The sequence below is a fragment of the Ectothiorhodospira mobilis genome (assembly GCF_900114895.1).
GTDB classification, from domain to species: Bacteria; Pseudomonadota; Gammaproteobacteria; order Ectothiorhodospirales; family Ectothiorhodospiraceae; genus Ectothiorhodospira; species Ectothiorhodospira mobilis_A.
The window spans coordinates 15,650-31,770 of record NZ_FOUO01000021.1; the positions used below are offsets into that span (position 1 = coordinate 15,650).

Annotated in this window: 12 protein-coding genes and 1 tRNA gene; 10 read left to right on the forward strand and 3 right to left on the reverse strand. The window is 68.9% G+C overall.

The features are described 5' to 3' along the window. Positions 1 to 25: 25 nt before the first annotated feature. Genes smc through BM214_RS11570 form a run of 5 tightly spaced genes read left to right on the forward strand, consistent with a single transcriptional unit; the run spans position 26 to position 8,265 of the window. On the forward strand, positions 26 to 3,544 hold the full coding sequence (gene smc / locus BM214_RS11550) for a chromosome segregation protein SMC (RefSeq protein ID WP_090487376.1): 3,519 nt from the start codon (positions 26 to 28) through the stop codon (positions 3,542 to 3,544). Positions 3,545 to 3,601: 57 nt separating this feature from the next. Beyond that, on the forward strand, positions 3,602 to 4,528 hold the full coding sequence (gene zipA, locus BM214_RS11555; protein ID WP_090487379.1) for a cell division protein ZipA: 927 nt from the start codon (positions 3,602 to 3,604) through the stop codon (positions 4,526 to 4,528). A 22-nt stretch (positions 4,529 to 4,550) separates the two neighbouring features. Next, the gene (ligA, locus tag BM214_RS11560) at positions 4,551 to 6,596 is read left to right on the forward strand and encodes an NAD-dependent DNA ligase LigA (protein WP_090487382.1); all 2,046 of its coding nucleotides are present in this window, start codon (positions 4,551 to 4,553) and stop codon (positions 6,594 to 6,596) included. A 39-nt stretch (positions 6,597 to 6,635) separates the two neighbouring features. Then, positions 6,636 to 7,472 (forward strand): motility protein A, encoded by an 837-nt coding sequence (locus tag BM214_RS11565; RefSeq protein ID WP_090487385.1) that lies wholly within the window; start codon positions 6,636 to 6,638, stop codon positions 7,470 to 7,472. Further along, a complete protein-coding gene (locus BM214_RS11570) occupies positions 7,465 to 8,265 on the forward strand; it encodes an OmpA/MotB family protein (RefSeq protein ID WP_177217666.1) in 801 nt (266 codons plus the stop codon). The genes BM214_RS11565 and BM214_RS11570 overlap by 8 nt, the downstream gene beginning before the upstream one ends. 3 nt (positions 8,266 to 8,268) lie before the next feature. On the opposite strand, the gene BM214_RS11575 is transcribed toward BM214_RS11570, so the two are convergent. Then, the gene (locus BM214_RS11575; RefSeq protein ID WP_090487390.1) at positions 8,269 to 8,475 is read right to left on the reverse strand and encodes a PA3496 family putative envelope integrity protein; all 207 of its coding nucleotides are present in this window, start codon (positions 8,473 to 8,475) and stop codon (positions 8,269 to 8,271) included. A 234-nt stretch (positions 8,476 to 8,709) separates the two neighbouring features. Between BM214_RS11575 and BM214_RS11580 the strand changes: the two genes are divergently transcribed. From BM214_RS11580 to BM214_RS11590, 3 genes are read left to right on the forward strand one after another with little or no spacing between them, the layout of a single operon-like run. After that, on the forward strand, positions 8,710 to 10,665 hold the full coding sequence (locus BM214_RS11580) for a helix-turn-helix domain-containing protein (protein ID WP_090487393.1): 1,956 nt from the start codon (positions 8,710 to 8,712) through the stop codon (positions 10,663 to 10,665). Continuing rightward, entirely contained in the window at positions 10,662 to 11,342 is a 681-nt protein-coding gene (locus tag BM214_RS11585; RefSeq protein ID WP_090487395.1) for an AzlC family ABC transporter permease, read from the forward strand. Before BM214_RS11580 ends, BM214_RS11585 begins: the two co-directional genes overlap by 4 nt. Then, a complete protein-coding gene (locus BM214_RS11590) occupies positions 11,339 to 11,677 on the forward strand; it encodes an AzlD domain-containing protein (RefSeq protein WP_090487398.1) in 339 nt (112 codons plus the stop codon). The genes BM214_RS11585 and BM214_RS11590 overlap by 4 nt, the downstream gene beginning before the upstream one ends. Positions 11,678 to 11,798: 121 nt before the next feature. On the opposite strand, the gene BM214_RS11595 is transcribed toward BM214_RS11590, so the two are convergent. Together BM214_RS11595 and BM214_RS11600 are read right to left on the reverse strand one after the other, a co-directional pair. Further along, positions 11,799 to 13,544 carry a DEAD/DEAH box helicase gene (locus BM214_RS11595; protein WP_244887993.1) on the reverse strand — a complete coding sequence of 582 codons (1,746 nt, stop codon included), beginning with the start codon at positions 13,542 to 13,544 and terminating at the stop codon, positions 11,799 to 11,801. 160 nt (positions 13,545 to 13,704) lie between these two features. Further along, positions 13,705 to 13,791, reverse strand: a tRNA-Leu gene (locus BM214_RS11600). 115 nt (positions 13,792 to 13,906) lie between these two features. Here BM214_RS11600 and queA point away from each other — a divergent pair. Both queA and tgt read left to right on the forward strand, forming a co-directional pair. Next, complete coding sequence (gene queA, locus BM214_RS11605) at positions 13,907 to 14,956, forward strand: tRNA preQ1(34) S-adenosylmethionine ribosyltransferase-isomerase QueA (RefSeq protein WP_090487404.1); 1,050 nt, start codon at positions 13,907 to 13,909, stop codon at positions 14,954 to 14,956. Beyond that, positions 14,946 to 16,040 carry a tRNA guanosine(34) transglycosylase Tgt gene (gene tgt / locus BM214_RS11610; RefSeq protein ID WP_090487408.1) on the forward strand — a complete coding sequence of 365 codons (1,095 nt, stop codon included), beginning with the start codon at positions 14,946 to 14,948 and terminating at the stop codon, positions 16,038 to 16,040. The genes queA and tgt overlap by 11 nt, the downstream gene beginning before the upstream one ends. Positions 16,041 to 16,121 lie beyond the last annotated feature (81 nt).

Below are 16,121 nucleotides of genomic sequence, written 5' to 3' on the forward strand. Positions count from 1 at the left end.
CCCGTGTCTTGTCAGAAGGGATCCGATGCGCCTGAGCAAGATCAAACTCGCCGGCTTCAAATCCTTCGTGGATCCTACCACGATCCCATTCCCGAGCAATCTCGTGGGGATCGTCGGGCCCAACGGCTGCGGCAAGTCCAACACCATCGACGCCGTGCGCTGGGTCATGGGGGAGTCCTCCGCCAAGTACCTGCGGGGCGACTCCATGGAGGATGTCATCTTCAACGGCTCTTCCTCCCGCCAGCCCGTGGGCCAGGCCTCCATCGAACTGGTCTTCGACAACAGTGACGGCGGCCTGGGCGGGGAGTACGCCTGCTACGCCGAGATCGCCGTGCGCCGCCGCGTCACCCGGGACGGCCAGTCCCAGTATTTCCTCAACGGTACCCGCTGCCGCCGCCGGGACATCACCGACATCTTCCTGGGCACGGGCCTGGGCCCGCGCAGCTACGCCATCATCGAGCAGGGCATGATCTCCCGCCTCATCGAGGCCAAGCCCGAGGAGTTGCGGGTCTACCTGGAGGAGGCCGCCGGCATCTCCAAGTACAAGGAGCGCCGCCGGGAGACGGAGAACCGCATCCGCCACACCCGCGAGAACCTGGAGCGCCTGCAGGACCTGCGCGACGAGGTGGAGCGGCAACTGGGCCATCTGCGGCGCCAGGCGGAGACCGCCGAGCGCTACAAGGCCCTCAAGGAGGAGGAACGGCAGGTGCGGGCCGAACTGGCCGCGCTGCACCTGCGGGACCTGGACGCCGAGATGGGGCGGCGGCAAGAGGAGCTCAAGGCCCAGGAGGTGCGCCTGGAGGAGGCCGTCGCCCGCCAGCGGCGTCTGGAGGCGGACCTGGAACGGGACCGGGAGGCCCTGCACCGGGCCAACGAGACCCTCAACGACGTCCAGGGCCGCTACTACCGCCTGGGGGCCGACCTCTCCGGCACCGAGCAGTCCATCCGCCATCAGAAGGAGTTGCACCAGCGCCAGACCCGGGAACTGGAACAGACCCGCACCGCCCTGGAGGAGACCCAGGGCCACATCCAGGCCGACGAGGAGCGCCTGGTGGCCCTGGAGCAGGAACTGGAGACCCTGGAGCCGGAGCACGAGGCCGGGAGCGAGGCCCTGGAGACCTTGAACGAGCGCCTGGAGGCGGCGGAAGAGGCCATGGGGGAATGGCAGGCCCGCTGGGACGACTTCAACCGCCGCGCCGCCGAACCCGGCCAGCAGGCCCAGGTGGAACGCTCCCGCATGGAGCAGCTGGAGGGTCAGATCACCCGTCTGGACACCCGCGCCCAGCGCCTGGAAGAGGAACGCGCCGGGCTCTCCACCGAGGCCCTGGAGGCGGAACTGGAGACCCTGGACGAGGAACTGGAAGGGGCCCGGGCCACGGAGGAGGACCTGAACCGCCGCCTGCAGGAGACCGTGGAGGTCTTGCGCACGCGGCGCGAGCAGGTGCGCGCCCAGGCCTCGGAGCTGGAGGCGCAGCGCCGGGACCTGCAGACCCGGGGCGGGCGCCTGGCCTCCCTGGAGGCCCTGCAGCAGGCGGCCCTGGGCAAGGACGGTCAGGCCCTGTCCGGCTGGCTGGCCCACCACGGCCTGGAGGACAGCCCGCGTCTGGGGGAGGGGTTGCAGACGGATGCGGGCTGGGAGAAGGCCGTGGAGACGGTCCTCGGCCCCCATCTGGAGGCCCTGTGCGTGGAGGACCTGAGCCCCGTGGCCCGGGCCGCCCTGCAGCTGGAGGCGGCCAGCCTCGCCGCCGTGGAGACCGTCGCCGCCCACGGGGCGGACGGGGACTCGGGCGGGATCGGCGCACCCACCCTGGCGCAACGGGTCCAGGGGGAGCGCCCCCTGGGGGGGCTGCTGCACGGGGTGTACACCGCCCCCGACCTGGAGGCGGCCCTGTCCCTGCGCCCGCGCCTGGGCCCGGGGGAATCGGTGATCACCCCGGACGGGCTGTGGCTGGGACGGGGCTGGCTGCGGGTCTCCCGGGAAGAGGACCCCCGCGCCGGCCTGCTGGAGCGGGAACGGGAGATCCGCAGTCTGCGGGAGGCACTGGAGGCCCTGCAGGTGACGGTGGAGACCCGGGAACAGGCGCTGGAGGCGGAGCGGGAGGCCCTGCAGGCGCAGGAGAACGACCGCGACGCCCTGCAGGAGTCCCTGAACCGGGCCCAGCGCGCCACCTCCGAGGTGCGCGCCCGCCTCGGCAGCCGCCGCGACCGCCTGGAACAGGCGGTGCAGCGCCGCCGGCGCATCGAGGAGGAACAGGCGGAGGTGCGCGCGCAGCGGGAGCGGGACGCCGAGGCCCTGCAGCAGGCCACGCGCCGGCGCAACGAGGCCCTGGCGCGCATGGAGGAACTGGAACGGGAGCGCCGGGAGCTGGAGGAGAGCCGTGACACCCTGCGGCGGGATCTGGATACTGCCCGCGCCGAGGCCCGTTCCCGCAGCGACGCCGTGCAGCGCACGGCCCTGCGCCTGCAGTCCGTCACCGCCTCCCGCGATGCCACCCGCCAGGGCCTGGAACGCATGCGCACCCAGGCCGCCCAGATGCAGCGCCAGCGGGAGTCCTTGTGCGCCGCCCTGGAAGAAGCCGAGGCCCCCATCGCCGGGTTGGAGGAGACCCTGGAGCACCTGGTGGCGCAACGGGCGGACCTGGAGGACGAACTCTCCCAGGCGCGGGCCCGGGTGCAGGAACTGGAGGCGGGCATGCGCACCGCCGACCAGGACCGGCTCGCCGCCGAGCGGGAGTGCGAATCCCTGCGCGGCCGACTGGATGAGCTGCGCATGGCCTGGCAGGAGGTGAAGGTGCGCCGGCAGACGAGCCTGGAGCAGCTGCTGGAGACCGGCCATCAGCCGGAGGCCCTGCTGGAATCCCTGGACCCCGCCGCGGAGGCGAAGGCCTGGCAGGAGCGGGCGGAGCGCCTGGCGCAGCGCATCCAGCGCCTGGGGGCCATCAACCTGGCGGCCATCGATGAGTACCGCCAGCAGGAGGAGCGCAAGCAGTACCTGTACCAGCAGCATGCCGATCTGGAGGAGGCCCTGGGGACCCTGGAGGGGGCCATCCAGCGCATCGACCGGGAGACCCGGTCGCGCTTTCGCGAGACCTTCGAGCGGGTCAATCAGCGGCTCAAGGAGACCTTCCCGCGGCTGTTCGGCGGTGGTCAGGCCCATCTGGAGATGACCGGCGAGGACCTGCTCACCACCGGCGTGGCGGTGATGGCGCGCCCGCCGGGCAAGCGCCTGTCCACCATCCACCTCATGTCCGGCGGGGAGAAGGCGCTGACGGCGGTGGCCCTGGTGTTCGCCATCTTCGAGCTCAATCCGGCCCCGTTCTGCATGCTGGACGAGGTGGACGCCCCGCTGGACGAGGCCAACGTGGGGCGCTTCTGCGATCTGGTGCGGGAGATGTCCGCGCGCGTCCAGTTCATCTTTATCACCCACAACAAGGCCACCATGGAGCTGGCCGATCAGTTGGTGGGGGTCACCATGCGCGAGCCCGGTGTGTCGCGCCTGGTGTCGGTGGACGTGGAGGAGGCCGCGCAGATGGCCTCGGAATAGGGCTGGCCCCGGCCGCCGGGACCTTGCTAAGGTCAAAGACTCGCAAAGGGCATCGCTATGGATACGCTGCGTTGGATTCTGCTCATACTGGGGATCGTGATCCTGGCCGGCATCTACCTGGCCGGGCGCATGCGCGCCACCCGCCGTCCCCGCCGCCCCCAGGAAGATCCCATGGAGCATGATGATTTGGAGCAGGTGCACATCCGTGCCGACGATCCCTACGCCGACGCCCCCCGCATCGATCCCGAGGAGGAGGCGCCGGTGACCGAACCCGGTGGGGATTTTGCGGGGGACCTGGAGGGCCTGCAGGCCCTGGTGAACGAGGAGGCCAAGGAGGTCCCCACCGTGCGCCGGCTCACGCCGCGCCCGGAGGAAGGCCACGGCAAGCGCAAGGCCTCCCCCCCACCGCGCCGTGGCCTGGCGGCCGGGATCCGCCATTGGCTGGCGTCCCTGTCCCTTCCTCGCCCCCCATGGCGGCGTCCGGCCAGGGGCAAGGCAGCGGGGCCTGCGCAGACGAAGGCCTCCGGAACATCCACCCTCAGCGCGGCCCCCCAGGAGGAGGAGAAGATCCTGGTGCTGCACGTGCAGGCACCGGAGGGGGAGGTGTTCCTGGGGGTGGATCTGGAGGCGGTCCTGGAGGAGCTGGGCATGCGCTTCGGGGACATGGACATCTACCACCTGAAGCTCTCCGACGGCCAGCGGGAGCACACCCTGTTCAGCCTGGCCAATATGGTCAAACCCGGCACCTTCGACCCGGAACAGATGCACGCATTCACCACCCCCGGCGTCTCCCTGTTCCTGCGCCTGCCCGGGCCCTGCAACCCCGTGGAGAGCTTCGAGGCCATGCTCACCTGCGCCGACCGTCTCGCCGAGCGTCTCGGCGGCCGGGTACTGGACGCCTCCCGCAGCACCCTGACCCCCCAGGGCCGGCAGCACACCCGCGAGGAGGTGCGCCAGTGGGCCCTGCGGGCGGGCCTGATCTGAACCCCACCCGACCCTGCAATCCATGACCTCCCCATCCGCCCCCGAGTCGGCCCGCCAACGGGCCGCGTGGCTGCGACGGCAGCTGGACCATCACGATTACCGTTACTACGTGCTGGACGATCCGGAGATCCCGGACGCCGAATACGACGCCCTGCTGCGGGAGCTGCAGGCGCTGGAGGCGGCGCATCCGGAGCTGGTGACCCCCGACTCCCCCACCCAGCGCGTGGGCGGGCAGCCCCTGGAGGGGTTCGAGCCGGCGCGCCACCTGCAGCGCATGCTCTCCCTGGACAATGCCTTCGACGAAGCGGAGGTGCGGGCCTTCGACCAGCGCATCCGCCAGCGTCTGGACCGGGACGATGCCATCACCTACGCAGTGGAGCCGAAACTGGATGGCCTGGCGGTGAGCCTGCTCTACGAGGGGGGCCGCCTGGTGCGGGGGGCCACCCGCGGGGACGGCACCACCGGGGAGGACATCACCGCCAACATCCGCACCCTGCGGTCCATCCCCCTGCACCTTCGGGGCGGGGGCCATCCCCGGCGCATGGAGGTGCGCGGCGAGGTGTACATGGAGAAGGCCCGCTTCGAGGCGCTCAATGCCCGTGCCCGGGCGCGGGGGGAAAAGGTCTTCGTCAACCCGCGCAATGCCGCCGCCGGCAGCCTGCGGCAGCTGGACCCCCGTATCACCGCCCGACGCCCCTTGTCCTTCTTTGCCTATGGCGTGGGTTTCCTGGAGGGGGAACCCCTGGCCGCCACCCAGAGCGGGACCCTGGAGTGCCTGGCCGAATGGGGGCTGCGGGTCTGTCCGCAGCGGGATGTGGTCCCCGGCGTTGAGGGCTGTCTGGCCTACTACCGGCGCATGCAGGAGGCCCGCGGCGACCTGCCCTACGAGATCGACGGTGTCGTCTACAAGGTGGACGACCTGCGCCTGCAGCGGGAACTGGGCCAGGTCTCCCGGGCCCCCCGCTGGGCCATCGCCCACAAGTATCCGGCCCAGGAGCAGACCACCGTGCTGCGGGACGTGGAGTTCCAGGTGGGCCGCACCGGCGCCGTCACCCCCGTGGCCCGGCTGGAACCGGTGTTCGTGGGCGGGGTCACCGTGAGCAGCGCCACCCTGCACAACATGGACGAGATCCGGCGCAAGGACGTGCGCACCGGAGACACGGTCATCGTGCGCCGGGCCGGGGATGTGATCCCCGAGGTGGTGGGGGTGGTGCGGGATCGCCGCCCCCCCGATGCCCGGGAGATCACCCTGCCCGAGGTGTGCCCGGTGTGCGGTTCCGCCATCGTGCGCCCGCAAGGCGAGGCGGTGGCCCGCTGCTCCGGCGGCCTGTACTGCCCGGCCCAGCGGCGCGAGGCCATCAAGCACTTCGCCTCCCGCCGCGCCATGGATATCGACGGTCTGGGGGACAAGCTGGTGGAGCAACTGGTGGACCGGGGCCTGGTATCCCACGTGGACGATCTGTACCGCCTGGACGCCGCCACCCTGGCGGGGCTGGAGCGCATGGGGGAGAAGTCCGCCGCCAACCTGGTGGCCGCCCTGGACAAGAGCCGGCACACCACCCTGGCCCGCTTCATCTTCGCCCTGGGGATCCGCGAGGTGGGGGAGGCCACGGCCCGGGCCCTGGCGGCCCGTTTCGGCCGACTGGAGGATCTCATGGCGGCCGACGAGGCCGCCCTCATGGAGGTGCCGGATGTGGGTCCCAAGGTGGCGGCCCATGTGGCCGCCTTCTTCGCCCAGCCCCATAACCGGGAGGTGATCCAGCGCCTGCGGGAGGCCGGGGTGCACTGGGAGGAGGCCCCTGCCGGGGAGGGGCAGGGCGCCGCGGCCCCGGAACGCCCCCTGGAGGGGTGTACCTATGTGCTCACCGGCACGCTGCAGGCCATGACCCGGGAGCAGGCGGCCGCGCGCCTGCGGGACCTGGGGGCGCGGGTCTCCGGCAGCGTCTCCAAGAAGACCACGGCGGTCATCGCCGGGGAGGCCGCCGGCTCCAAGCGGGACAAGGCCGAGGCCCTGGGGGTGCCGGTGCTGGACGAGGCGGCCTTCCTGGGGCTCATCGGCGGCGCCTGAGGTGGCCCGTACGGATTCGTGCGGGTACACTCGGTGGGCATGAATCCCTCGACGCTATTGGGCATGATCGGCGGGGTGGTGCTCCTGGTGAGCATCATCGCCTTCACCTCCCAGGACCTGGGGGCCTTCCTCAACCTGCCGGGCCTGGGGATCGTGCTCGGGGGGACCCTGGCGGCCACCCTGATGAGCTATCCCCTCAACGAGGTGCTGCGGGTCTTTAAGGTCTTCTGGCTGGTGCTGCGCAACGAGCACTATTTCTACCGGGACGACCTCAACGAGATCGTGGAGGTCTCCCGGCTCTGGTTCAGCGGGGAGCTGGCGGCGGCGGACGATCGCATCGAGGCCATCCGCAACCCCTTCCTGCGGGCCGGGGTGCAATTGGTGATCGATGGCACCCCCCTGGAGGACATCGACGATTTCCTGCAGTGGCGCATGGTGCAACTGCGGCGCCGGGAGAACGCCGAGGCCCAGGTGTTCCGCTCCATGGCCCTGTATGCCCCCGCCTTTGGCATGCTGGGGACCCTGGTGGGGCTGATCAACATGCTGCTGGCCACCCAGACCGACGATTTCGTCACCATCGCCGCCAACCTGGGCGTGGCCCTGATCACCACCTTCTACGGGCTGATCCTGGCCAACCTGATCTTCCGGCCCATCGCCATCAAGCTGGAGAGGCGCACCGAGGAGCGCATGATCCTCATGAACATGGTGCGCCAGGGGGTCACCCTGATGCGCAAGGGTCGATCGCCGGCCCATATCCGCGAGACCCTGCGGGCCTTCATGGCCCAGCACAAGGATGACCTGCGGGCCGCAGCGCCCCTGCCCGCAGAGGATGGCGAGGCGGCCACCACGGAACCCGAAGGCCGCCGCGATGCCTGAACGCTGGGCCGGCTGGCGCATGGAGGACACCACGGGCAAGGCCCCGGTGTCCTCCCGCTACGGGGCCGGCGGCGCCCCGCCGGAACGGCCGGGAGAGCCCCTGCGCCGGCGCACCCGGGCCTTCGAATTCGCCCAGGAGCCGCCCAAGGAGGATGAGAACGCCTGGCTGCTCACCTACCTGGACCTGCTCACCCTCATCGTCGTCTTCTTCGTCCTGTTGCTGGCCTACTCCACGGTGAACGAGGAGACCCGGCAGCGGGAACTGGTGGATCCCTTTTCCGTGGAACTGGGCTACGAGCATCGCCCCGAACCCGTTCCCCCGCTGGTGGATCCGGTGGCCCCCGACAGCGCCGCCCGTCTCGCGCGCCGGGTGGACGCCTCCCTCGCGGATACCGGGCTGTCGGACCAGGTGGAGATCCTCAACACCCCGGGGGAGGTGGAGTTGCGGCTGAACGAGGGGATCCTCTTCCCCAGCGGCCGCGCCGAACTGCGACCCGAGGGGACCCGGCTGCTGGATGCCCTGGTCCCCATGCTGCGTTCGGATGTGGAGCGGATCACCGTGGAGGGGCACACCGACAACCGCCCCATCATCACGGAGCGCTTCCCTTCCAACTGGGAGCTCTCTGCCCACCGGGCCACGGTGGTGGTGCGCTATCTGATCCGGCAGGGGCTGCCTGCGCAGCGTCTGGAGGCGGTGGGTCTGGCGGACACCCGCCCGGTGGCGGACAACGCCACCGAGGAGGGGCGGGCCCGCAACCGGCGGGTGTCTTTGCTGGTGCAGATGGCCCGCTGAGGGTCAGCGCCAGGACCGTTCCCAGTCCGGGTCGTTCCAGACGGCGCCCGGCTCGTCGAAGGTATCCTGCAGACGCCGCTGCAGCGCCCTGCGCTCCATGAGCCATTCCAGGGAGCGCCGCGCCGATGTCCGTCCCGCCGGCGTCAACTCCTTCCAGTCCTCACGGGGATCTTCCTCATCGCTCACGAGGATCTCGGGGGTGGGGGGCATGTTCTGGATCTCCTCGCACAGTGTGGATTCAGCACGCCTTATACGGCCTGGGCGGGGATCTGCAAACAAGATTTTTTTTATGTGACAGCCCAAATCCGGTTGATGGATCGGGACCGGTCCGGGCAGGGGCAGCAGCCCACGAAAATGCCCCTTGTAGGGCCTTTGCAGTGCCGTGAATTTCCAGTATTATGGAATTTCTTCTTTACAAGAAGATCGGTCCAGGAGGGGTCGGTTATGGTGGAGGCAAACCGTAACCGGGCGCGGTGTATCGGCCAGAATGTGGCGGCCATTCGACAGCGCCGGGGATTGACGCTGGAGGGGCTTGCTGAGCTCAGTTCCGTCAGCCGCGCATCCATCTCCGCGCTCGAAAACGGGGCGGATAATCCGCGTGTGCAGACGCTTTGGAACCTTGCGGACGCACTTGGCGTGGATTTTGGCACCCTGATCGGCGACAGCCGGGACGAATGTGTACTGGATGAAGACGGTGCCAGTGTCCGGCTCATCGACCGACAAACAAGCCCGAAGATCGTCGAGGCCTATCTCCTGGAATTCCCGGCCGGGGCCACCCGAAACGCCCGGCCCCATGTCGCGGGGGTCCAGGAACACGTGGTCGTTCTTTCCGGGGAGTTGCTGACGGGGCCCACGGAAGGTCCCAGCCTGCTTGCGTCCGGGCAATCCGTTTCCTTCACGGCGGATGTGCCGCATATCTACTCCGCCGGACGCATGCGCACACGCGCCATTGTGACGGTGGTCTATCCCCGTCTGGACCATGGGGCTCGGTCCGATCAGGAGTTGAATTGGCCCCGGACCCAGGCCGACTGGGGGGAAGTCTATTCGCTGATGGATCGCGCCGCGATCGAGGTGCAGAACGGGGTCGGCATCGATACCAAGAGGTTCCACCTCCCGGCGCAGATGCCCCACGACAAGGGGGTATCTGAGCTGCGCAGTAAGGTCGCGAACCTCCCGCCTAGCCCCACCGTGCGCCGCTTCGTCCTCACAGAAGGCAACCCGGGAGTCCTATCGCTCTACCGTGCGCCGCAGATGACCCGCCTTCCTGCGGCGGTCGGGTCTCTGCAAGGAACCCTGGCGGATCGATGCCGGAAGCTTGCAGGGCTTGCCACTGCGCGTTCCGGGGCGTGCGATCTGGAGCGCATTCAGCATGTTGTGCTTGAGACCTCTTCCCTGATGGAATCGGCCCTGGCTGCGGAAGTGCTTACGAGGCACGGCAGGCCCACCGTGCCGCTGGGCGTGGGCACCATGGAGCAGTGCCCGGGGTCGGATGGCGTTGGCGCACAACGCCTTTTTGAAGCCAGGATCGATGTCGATGCCTACGAGGCCTTTGAACTGGTTCACCCCGCCTATGCCCGTCAGATGCTTACACTTGCAGGTCATCTACCCGGGACGGAAGGGCTCAGGATCCTGGAAGTCGGAACGGGCCCGGGGCTTCCCTTGGCGATGCTTCGCGAATTGCGCCCGGATCTGCAGGCGCTGGCGGTCGATCCCAGTGAGGTCGCGTTCCGCCATCTAACAAGGCGGTTCGCCAGGGATCCTGCAGTTGAGATCCGGAAAACCTCGATCACGGAGATGGATCCGGTCGATCCAGGGTTCGAGGTCGCCGTATCGGTGGGTGCATCCCACCACATGGATACGTCTGCCTTCCTTGCCGCGATACGGGATCATATGCGGGATGACGGTCGACTCCTGGTGGCCGACGAGATGATCTGTGCATTTTCTGATCGGGAGCAACGTCAGGCCGCCCTGATCCGCCATCACCTTTGGTATATCCTGGACACGTTGGTGGAGGTGCCGAAGGAGGCGCACAAGGGCGATATCCAGATCGCGGAGCGTTTGGCTCAAGCCCTGCCCGAGGCGCTGGGTATGGCCTATTCCCAGCGGGGCGATGCAGCCATGCGCAGGATCCGAGATCTCTATGAGGAGGTCATGGAGATCGATCGGCCGAGGCAGCCATCCCATCCCCTGGCGGTATTCTCCCGCTTTCACCTTCTGGAGCTCCAGGCGCTGTTCGCCGGGTTCGACTACGAGGTCGAGCAGAAGACCCATGCGGCCCGGTTCAAGGCCCTTGCCCGGGCCAACGGGTTTGAGATCAGCTATCACCACAGGATCTATGCCACCGATGGGGACGGCCTGGAGGATGCCGGGACGCACCTTCTGGTCCTGGAGGCGGTATGAGTGCCGGGCTCGGTCTGCGCGCAGGGGTACGGGCCGCCATGCCAATTGCAGCCGCCTACCTGCCGGTGGCCTTTGCGCTGGGGGCGGCCTCCTCGCGACTGGACTTTTCGGTTCTGGAAAGTGCGCTGTGGTCCGCCATCATGTTCTCGGGTGCAAACCAGGCGCTCCTGCTGAGCGGGATCGCCTCGGAAGCCTCGGTCATTGTCCTGACCCTATTGGCGGTCGCCGCGAGCCTCAGGCATCTCCTCTATGGAGCGGCGCTGGCAGGGCGGCTCAAGGCCTCACCGGCGGGCCTGATGATGTTCGCCTACGGTCTGACGGACGAGGTGTTCGCAACCACCCTGACGGCATATGAGGCCCGCGCCCACGCCTTGCCTTCCAGATGGCTCGTTGGGCTGGCCTTCACGGCGCTTGGGGTCTGGATCATCGGGACCGCACTTGGCAATGCGCTTGGAGATATCCTTCAAGACCATTTCCCCGGCCTCCGGGAGGCGCTCGATTTCGCCCTCCCTGCGCTCTTTGTAGGGCTGGTCTGGTCCACCGCAAGGCGGTCGATCCTTGGGCGGATGCTGCTCGCCGCGGGGCTCTCGGCATGCATGGTCTTCCTTGGTCGTCCCGAACTCGCGATCCTGGTGGGGGCCCTGCCTGCCTTGATCCCCGATCGGAGAGCCCAATGACTGCGCTCTGGATCAGTATCCTGGTCATCGGTGTTGCAACCTATGTCACGCGCGTCTTGCCTTTGTTCTGGGTTGGTTCAAGGGGCGAAGAGAGGACGCGATCCTTTTGGCTCGACCGTCTGGGTCCGTGTTTGCTCGCGGCCATGGCGATGGCGGTCATCCTGCCCATGTTCATACAATCCGAAAGTCCATCGGACTTGTTGGCGTCCACGGGGGGAGTGATTGCTGCAGGTGGCGCGATGTGGCTACGGCGAGATCCGGGTATGGCTACCCTCATTGGGGTGGTCGCGTTCTACATCATCCATACCTCGCCCGGATTCATTTCATCCTTCTAAAGGATCCGTGATATGCGCTGCGCCCCAAGCTCGCTTGAGGGGCAGCAGCCTACGAAAATGCCCCCTTGCGGGGGCATTCTTATACAGCGGATTCCGGGCCGGTGACCGGCCCGGGGAGGGCTTAGCGCCGGGACTGGCGCCGGGATCCCTCGTGGCGGCCGCCGCCGCGGGGGCGGCGCGGGGCGTGTTCCCGGGCCGGGGCGCCGCCATGGACCGGCCGCAGGCCCAGGCGCTGGCCGCAGACCCAAACCGATTTCAGGTGGTCCACCAAGGCCGGGGGGATCTGCGCCGGCAGGTCCACGGTGGCGTGGTCGTCGCTGATGTCGATGCGGCCGATGTGGCCGTTGTCCAGACCCGCCTCGTTGGCGATGGCCCCCACCAGGTTGCCGGGCTTGAGCCCATGCTGGTGGCCCACGTCCACGCGGAAGCGCTGCATGCCTTCGTCCACCTGCAGGCGGCGGCGGGGCCCTTCACGGCCGGCCCGGGGGCCCTTGCCGTCCCGGTTGCGTTCCCGGCGCTGGGGTTTTTCCTGCACCACCGGGCGTTCCTGCAGCAGCAGGGGGGTGTCCCCCTGGGCCAGATGGGCCAGGGCGGCGGCCACCTGCAGGGGATCGGCGTCGTTTTCCCGGGTGTAGCGCTCCACCAGCTCCCGGAAGAAGCTCAGGTCCGTGCCGGCGAGGGTGTCGTCGATGCGACGGCAGAAGCGCTGGATGCGGCGCTGGTTCACGTCCCCGGCCGAGGGCATGTCCATGGCCTCGATGGGCTGGCGCGTGGCCCGTTCGATGGCCTGGAGCATGCGCTGCTCCCGCGACGCCACGAACAGGATGGCCTCCCCCTGGCGCCCGGCGCGGCCGGTGCGGCCGATGCGGTGCACGTAGGACTCGGTGTCGTGGGGGATGTCATAGTTGAGCACGTGGCTGATGCGTTCCACGTCCAGCCCCCGGGCCACCACGTCGGTGGCCACCAGGATGTCGATCTGGCCCTGGCGCAACCGGTCCACGGTGCGCTCCCGCAGGTGCTGGGGGATGTCGCCGTTGAGGGCCTCGCAGGCATGGCCCCGGGCCGCCAGCTTCTCCGCCAGTTCCACCGTCTCGTTCTTGGTGCGCACGAACACCAGCATGGCATCGAATTCTTCGTGCTCCAGCAGCCGGGTGAGGGCGTCCAGTTTGTGCAGGCCGCCCACCCGCCAGTAGCGCTGGCGGATGGTGGCGGCGGTGGTGGTGGCGGCGGCGATGCGCACCTCCTGCGGGGCGTTCAGGTGCTTATGGGCCACGCGGCGGATGGCGTCGGGCATGGTGGCGGAGAACAGGGCCCGCTGGCAGGTGTCCGGGGTCTGCTCCAGGATCCACTGCACGTCGTCGATAAAGCCCATGCGCAGCATCTCGTCCGCCTCGTCCAGCACCAGGGCCTTGAGGGCGTCCAGGCGCAGGGTGCCGCGGCGCATATGGTCCATGATGCGCCCCGGGGTGCCCACCACCACCTGGGCCCCGCGCTTGAGCTGGCGCAGTTGCACGTTGTAGGCCTGGCCGCCATAGATGGGCAGGACATGGAAGTCGGGCAGGTGCCGGGCGAAGGTCTCGAAGGCCTCCGCCACCTGAATGGCCAGTTCCCGGGTGGGGGCCAGGGCCAGGATCTGGGGGGCGTTCACCTCGGGATCCAGGCGGGCCAGCAGGGGCAGGGCGAAGGCCGCGGTCTTCCCGGTGCCCGTCTGCGCCTGTCCCAGCAGGTCGTTACCCGCCAGCAGGGCGGGGATGGCCTGGGCCTGGATGGGGGTGGGGGCCTCGTAGCCGGATTCTTCCAGGGCCTGGAGGACAGGGGCCGGGAGGCCCAGCGCCGCGAAGGCGGGGGTGGTATCGGTCGGATTCAATGGGGTCTTCCTGTGGAACGCAATGCAAGGGCGGGGCTTCCCGCTGTGGGAAGCGGATCCGCATGGGATCCCGAAGCGGTGGACCGCGCCTTGCCGGGCCATGCTAAAGGGCCCGTCTGTTCCACGGTGTGCCGCCTGTCGAGGATGTCTCTGGATGGTGTGGTGCCGGGAGCGAGAATCGAACTCGCACTCTGTTGCCAGAACCGGATTTTGAGTCCGGCGCGTCTACCAGTTCCGCCATCCCGGCGTGATGCAATACGCCAGTATAGCCCTTCTGCTGCATCACATACAAATTCATATCCCGGCGCGTTCCAGGGTCGCCTGTTCGCCCCCCGCACCCGATCCTGCTACCATCGCGCGCCATGCAAGTGAGCGACTTCACCTACACCCTCCCGCCGGAGCGCATCGCCCAGGCCCCGCTGCCCGAGCGCAGCGCCGCCCGCATGCTGTGTCTGGATGGTGCCGATGCCAGTCTGGCGGACCGCCATGTGCGGGACCTGCCCCAGTTGCTGCACCCTGGCGACCTGCTGGTGTTCAACGACACGCGGGTGATCCCGGCCCGTCTTACGGGGCACAAGATCCCCTCGGGCGGCCGGGTGGAGGTGCTGCTGGAGCGCCTGCAGGGGCCGCAGCGGGCCCTGGCCCATGTGCGCGCCAGCAAGGCCCCCCGGGAAGGCGCCCGGCTGTGGCTGGAAGAGGCCGTGGAGGCCGTGGTGGAGGGGCGCGAGGGGGACCTGTTCTGCCTGCGCTTTGAGGGTGGGGAGGTCCTGGAGCAGCTGGAGCGCCACGGCCATATGCCCCTGCCGCCCTATATCCGGCGGCAGGACACCCCGGAGGACCGCCGGCGTTACCAGACGGTCTTCGCCCGCGCCCCCGGTGCCGTGGCCGCCCCCACCGCCGGGCTGCATTTCGACGAGGCCCTGCTGCAGGCGCTGCAGGAGCGGGGGGTGGAGACGGCCTCGGTGACCCTGCACGTGGGGGCGGGGACCTTCCAGCCGGTGCGGGTGCAGGACCCGAAGGACCACGTCATGCATGCCGAATGGGTGCAGGTGGATGCCGAGGCCTGTGAGCGGGTGGCCGCCTGCCGCGCCCGGGGCGGCCGGGTGGTGGCGGTGGGCACCACCAGCGTGCGCTGCCTGGAGACCGCCGCCGCCGGCGGCTCCCTGGCCCCGTTCCAGGGGGATACCCGCCTGTTCATCACGCCGGGGTACCGCTTTCGCGTCGTGGATGCCCTGCTCACCAATTTCCACCTGCCCGAGTCCACCCTGCTCATGCTGGTCTGCGCCTTCGCGGGCCGGGAGGCGGTGCTGTCGGCCTATGCACATGCCGTGGACCAGGGCTACCGCTTCTTCAGCTACGGTGACGCCATGTTCCTCACCCCCTGCGCACAGGCCCGCGGCCATGCGATTTGAACTGTTGGGGAGGGACGGGGCCGCCCGCCGGGGCCGCCTGATCTTCGACCGGGGCAGCGTGGAGACCCCCGCCTTCATGCCCGTGGGCACCTACGGCAGCGTCAAGGCCATGACCCCGGAGGAGCTGGAGGGCCTGGGGGCCGAGATCATCCTGGGCAACACCTTTCATCTCATGTTGCGCCCGGGCACGGAGGTGATCCAGCGCCACGGGGACCTGCACGGGTTCATGCACTGGGAGCGCCCGATTCTCACCGATTCCGGGGGCTTTCAGGTGTTTTCCCTGGCGGATCTGCGCAAGATCAGCGAGGAGGGCGTGCGCTTCCGTTCCCCGGTGGATGGCGCCCCCATCCTGCTCACCCCGGAGCGTTCCATGGAGGTGCAGCGCGCCCTGGGGTCGGACATCGTCATGATCTTCGACGAGTGCACCCCCTATCCCGCCACGGAGGAGGTGGCGCGGCGCTCCATGGAGCTCTCCCTGCGCTGGGCGGCCCGCTCCCGGGAAGGGCACGGCGCAAACCCGGCGGCCCTGTTCGGCATCGTCCAGGGGGGGATGTACCCGCATCTGCGGCGCCGTTCCCTGGAGGGGCTGCAGGCCATCGGCTTCGACGGCTATGCCATCGGCGGGCTTTCCGTGGGGGAGCCGGAGGCGGAACGCCACCAGGTGCTGGATGCACTGATGCCCCACATGCCCACCGATCGCCCCCGTTACCTCATGGGGGTGGGCCGGCCCGAGGACTTGGTGGAGGCGGTGCGCCGGGGGGTGGACATGTTCGACTGCGTCATCCCCACCCGCAACGCCCGCAACGGCTTCCTCTACACCCGGGATGGGGTGATGCGCATCCGCAACGCCCGCTTCCGGGACGATACCCGGCCCATCGACCCGGAATGCGATTGCTACGCCTGCCGTCATTATTCCCGGGCCTATCTCAAGCACCTGGACAAGTGCAACGAGATCCTGGCCAGCCGTCTGGCCACCATCCACAACCTGCGTTACTACCAGTGGCTCATGGGGGAGATGCGCACCGCCATCGCCGAGGGGCGGCTGGATGCCTGGGCGCAGGACTTCCACCCAGGGCAATTGTAGACACGAAATGAGTCGCATTTGATTAATTTAGCCTGAAGCGCTATAGCTGGAGCATTTGAGGTTAGCCCTAATGTCCCAGCT

Bases quoted from the DNA above. Each gene is read 5' to 3' on its own strand.
- queA (WP_090487404.1), top strand. From the start codon at position 13,907: ATGCAAGTGAGCGACTTCACCTACACCCTCCCGCCGGAGCGCATCGCC.
- BM214_RS11575 (WP_090487390.1), bottom strand. From the start codon at position 8,475: ATGCCCCCCACCCCCGAGATCCTCGTGAGCGATGAGGAAGATCCCCGT.
- zipA (WP_090487379.1), top strand. From the start codon at position 3,602: ATGGATACGCTGCGTTGGATTCTGCTCATACTGGGGATCGTGATCCTG.
- ligA (WP_090487382.1), top strand. From the start codon at position 4,551: ATGACCTCCCCATCCGCCCCCGAGTCGGCCCGCCAACGGGCCGCGTGG.
- smc (WP_090487376.1), top strand. From the start codon at position 26: ATGCGCCTGAGCAAGATCAAACTCGCCGGCTTCAAATCCTTCGTGGAT.
- BM214_RS11565 (WP_090487385.1), top strand. From the start codon at position 6,636: ATGAATCCCTCGACGCTATTGGGCATGATCGGCGGGGTGGTGCTCCTG.
- BM214_RS11570 (WP_177217666.1), top strand. From the start codon at position 7,465: ATGCCTGAACGCTGGGCCGGCTGGCGCATGGAGGACACCACGGGCAAG.
- tgt (WP_090487408.1), top strand. From the start codon at position 14,946: ATGCGATTTGAACTGTTGGGGAGGGACGGGGCCGCCCGCCGGGGCCGC.
- BM214_RS11585 (WP_090487395.1), top strand. From the start codon at position 10,662: ATGAGTGCCGGGCTCGGTCTGCGCGCAGGGGTACGGGCCGCCATGCCA.
- BM214_RS11590 (WP_090487398.1), top strand. From the start codon at position 11,339: ATGACTGCGCTCTGGATCAGTATCCTGGTCATCGGTGTTGCAACCTAT.
- BM214_RS11580 (WP_090487393.1), top strand. From the start codon at position 8,710: ATGGTGGAGGCAAACCGTAACCGGGCGCGGTGTATCGGCCAGAATGTG.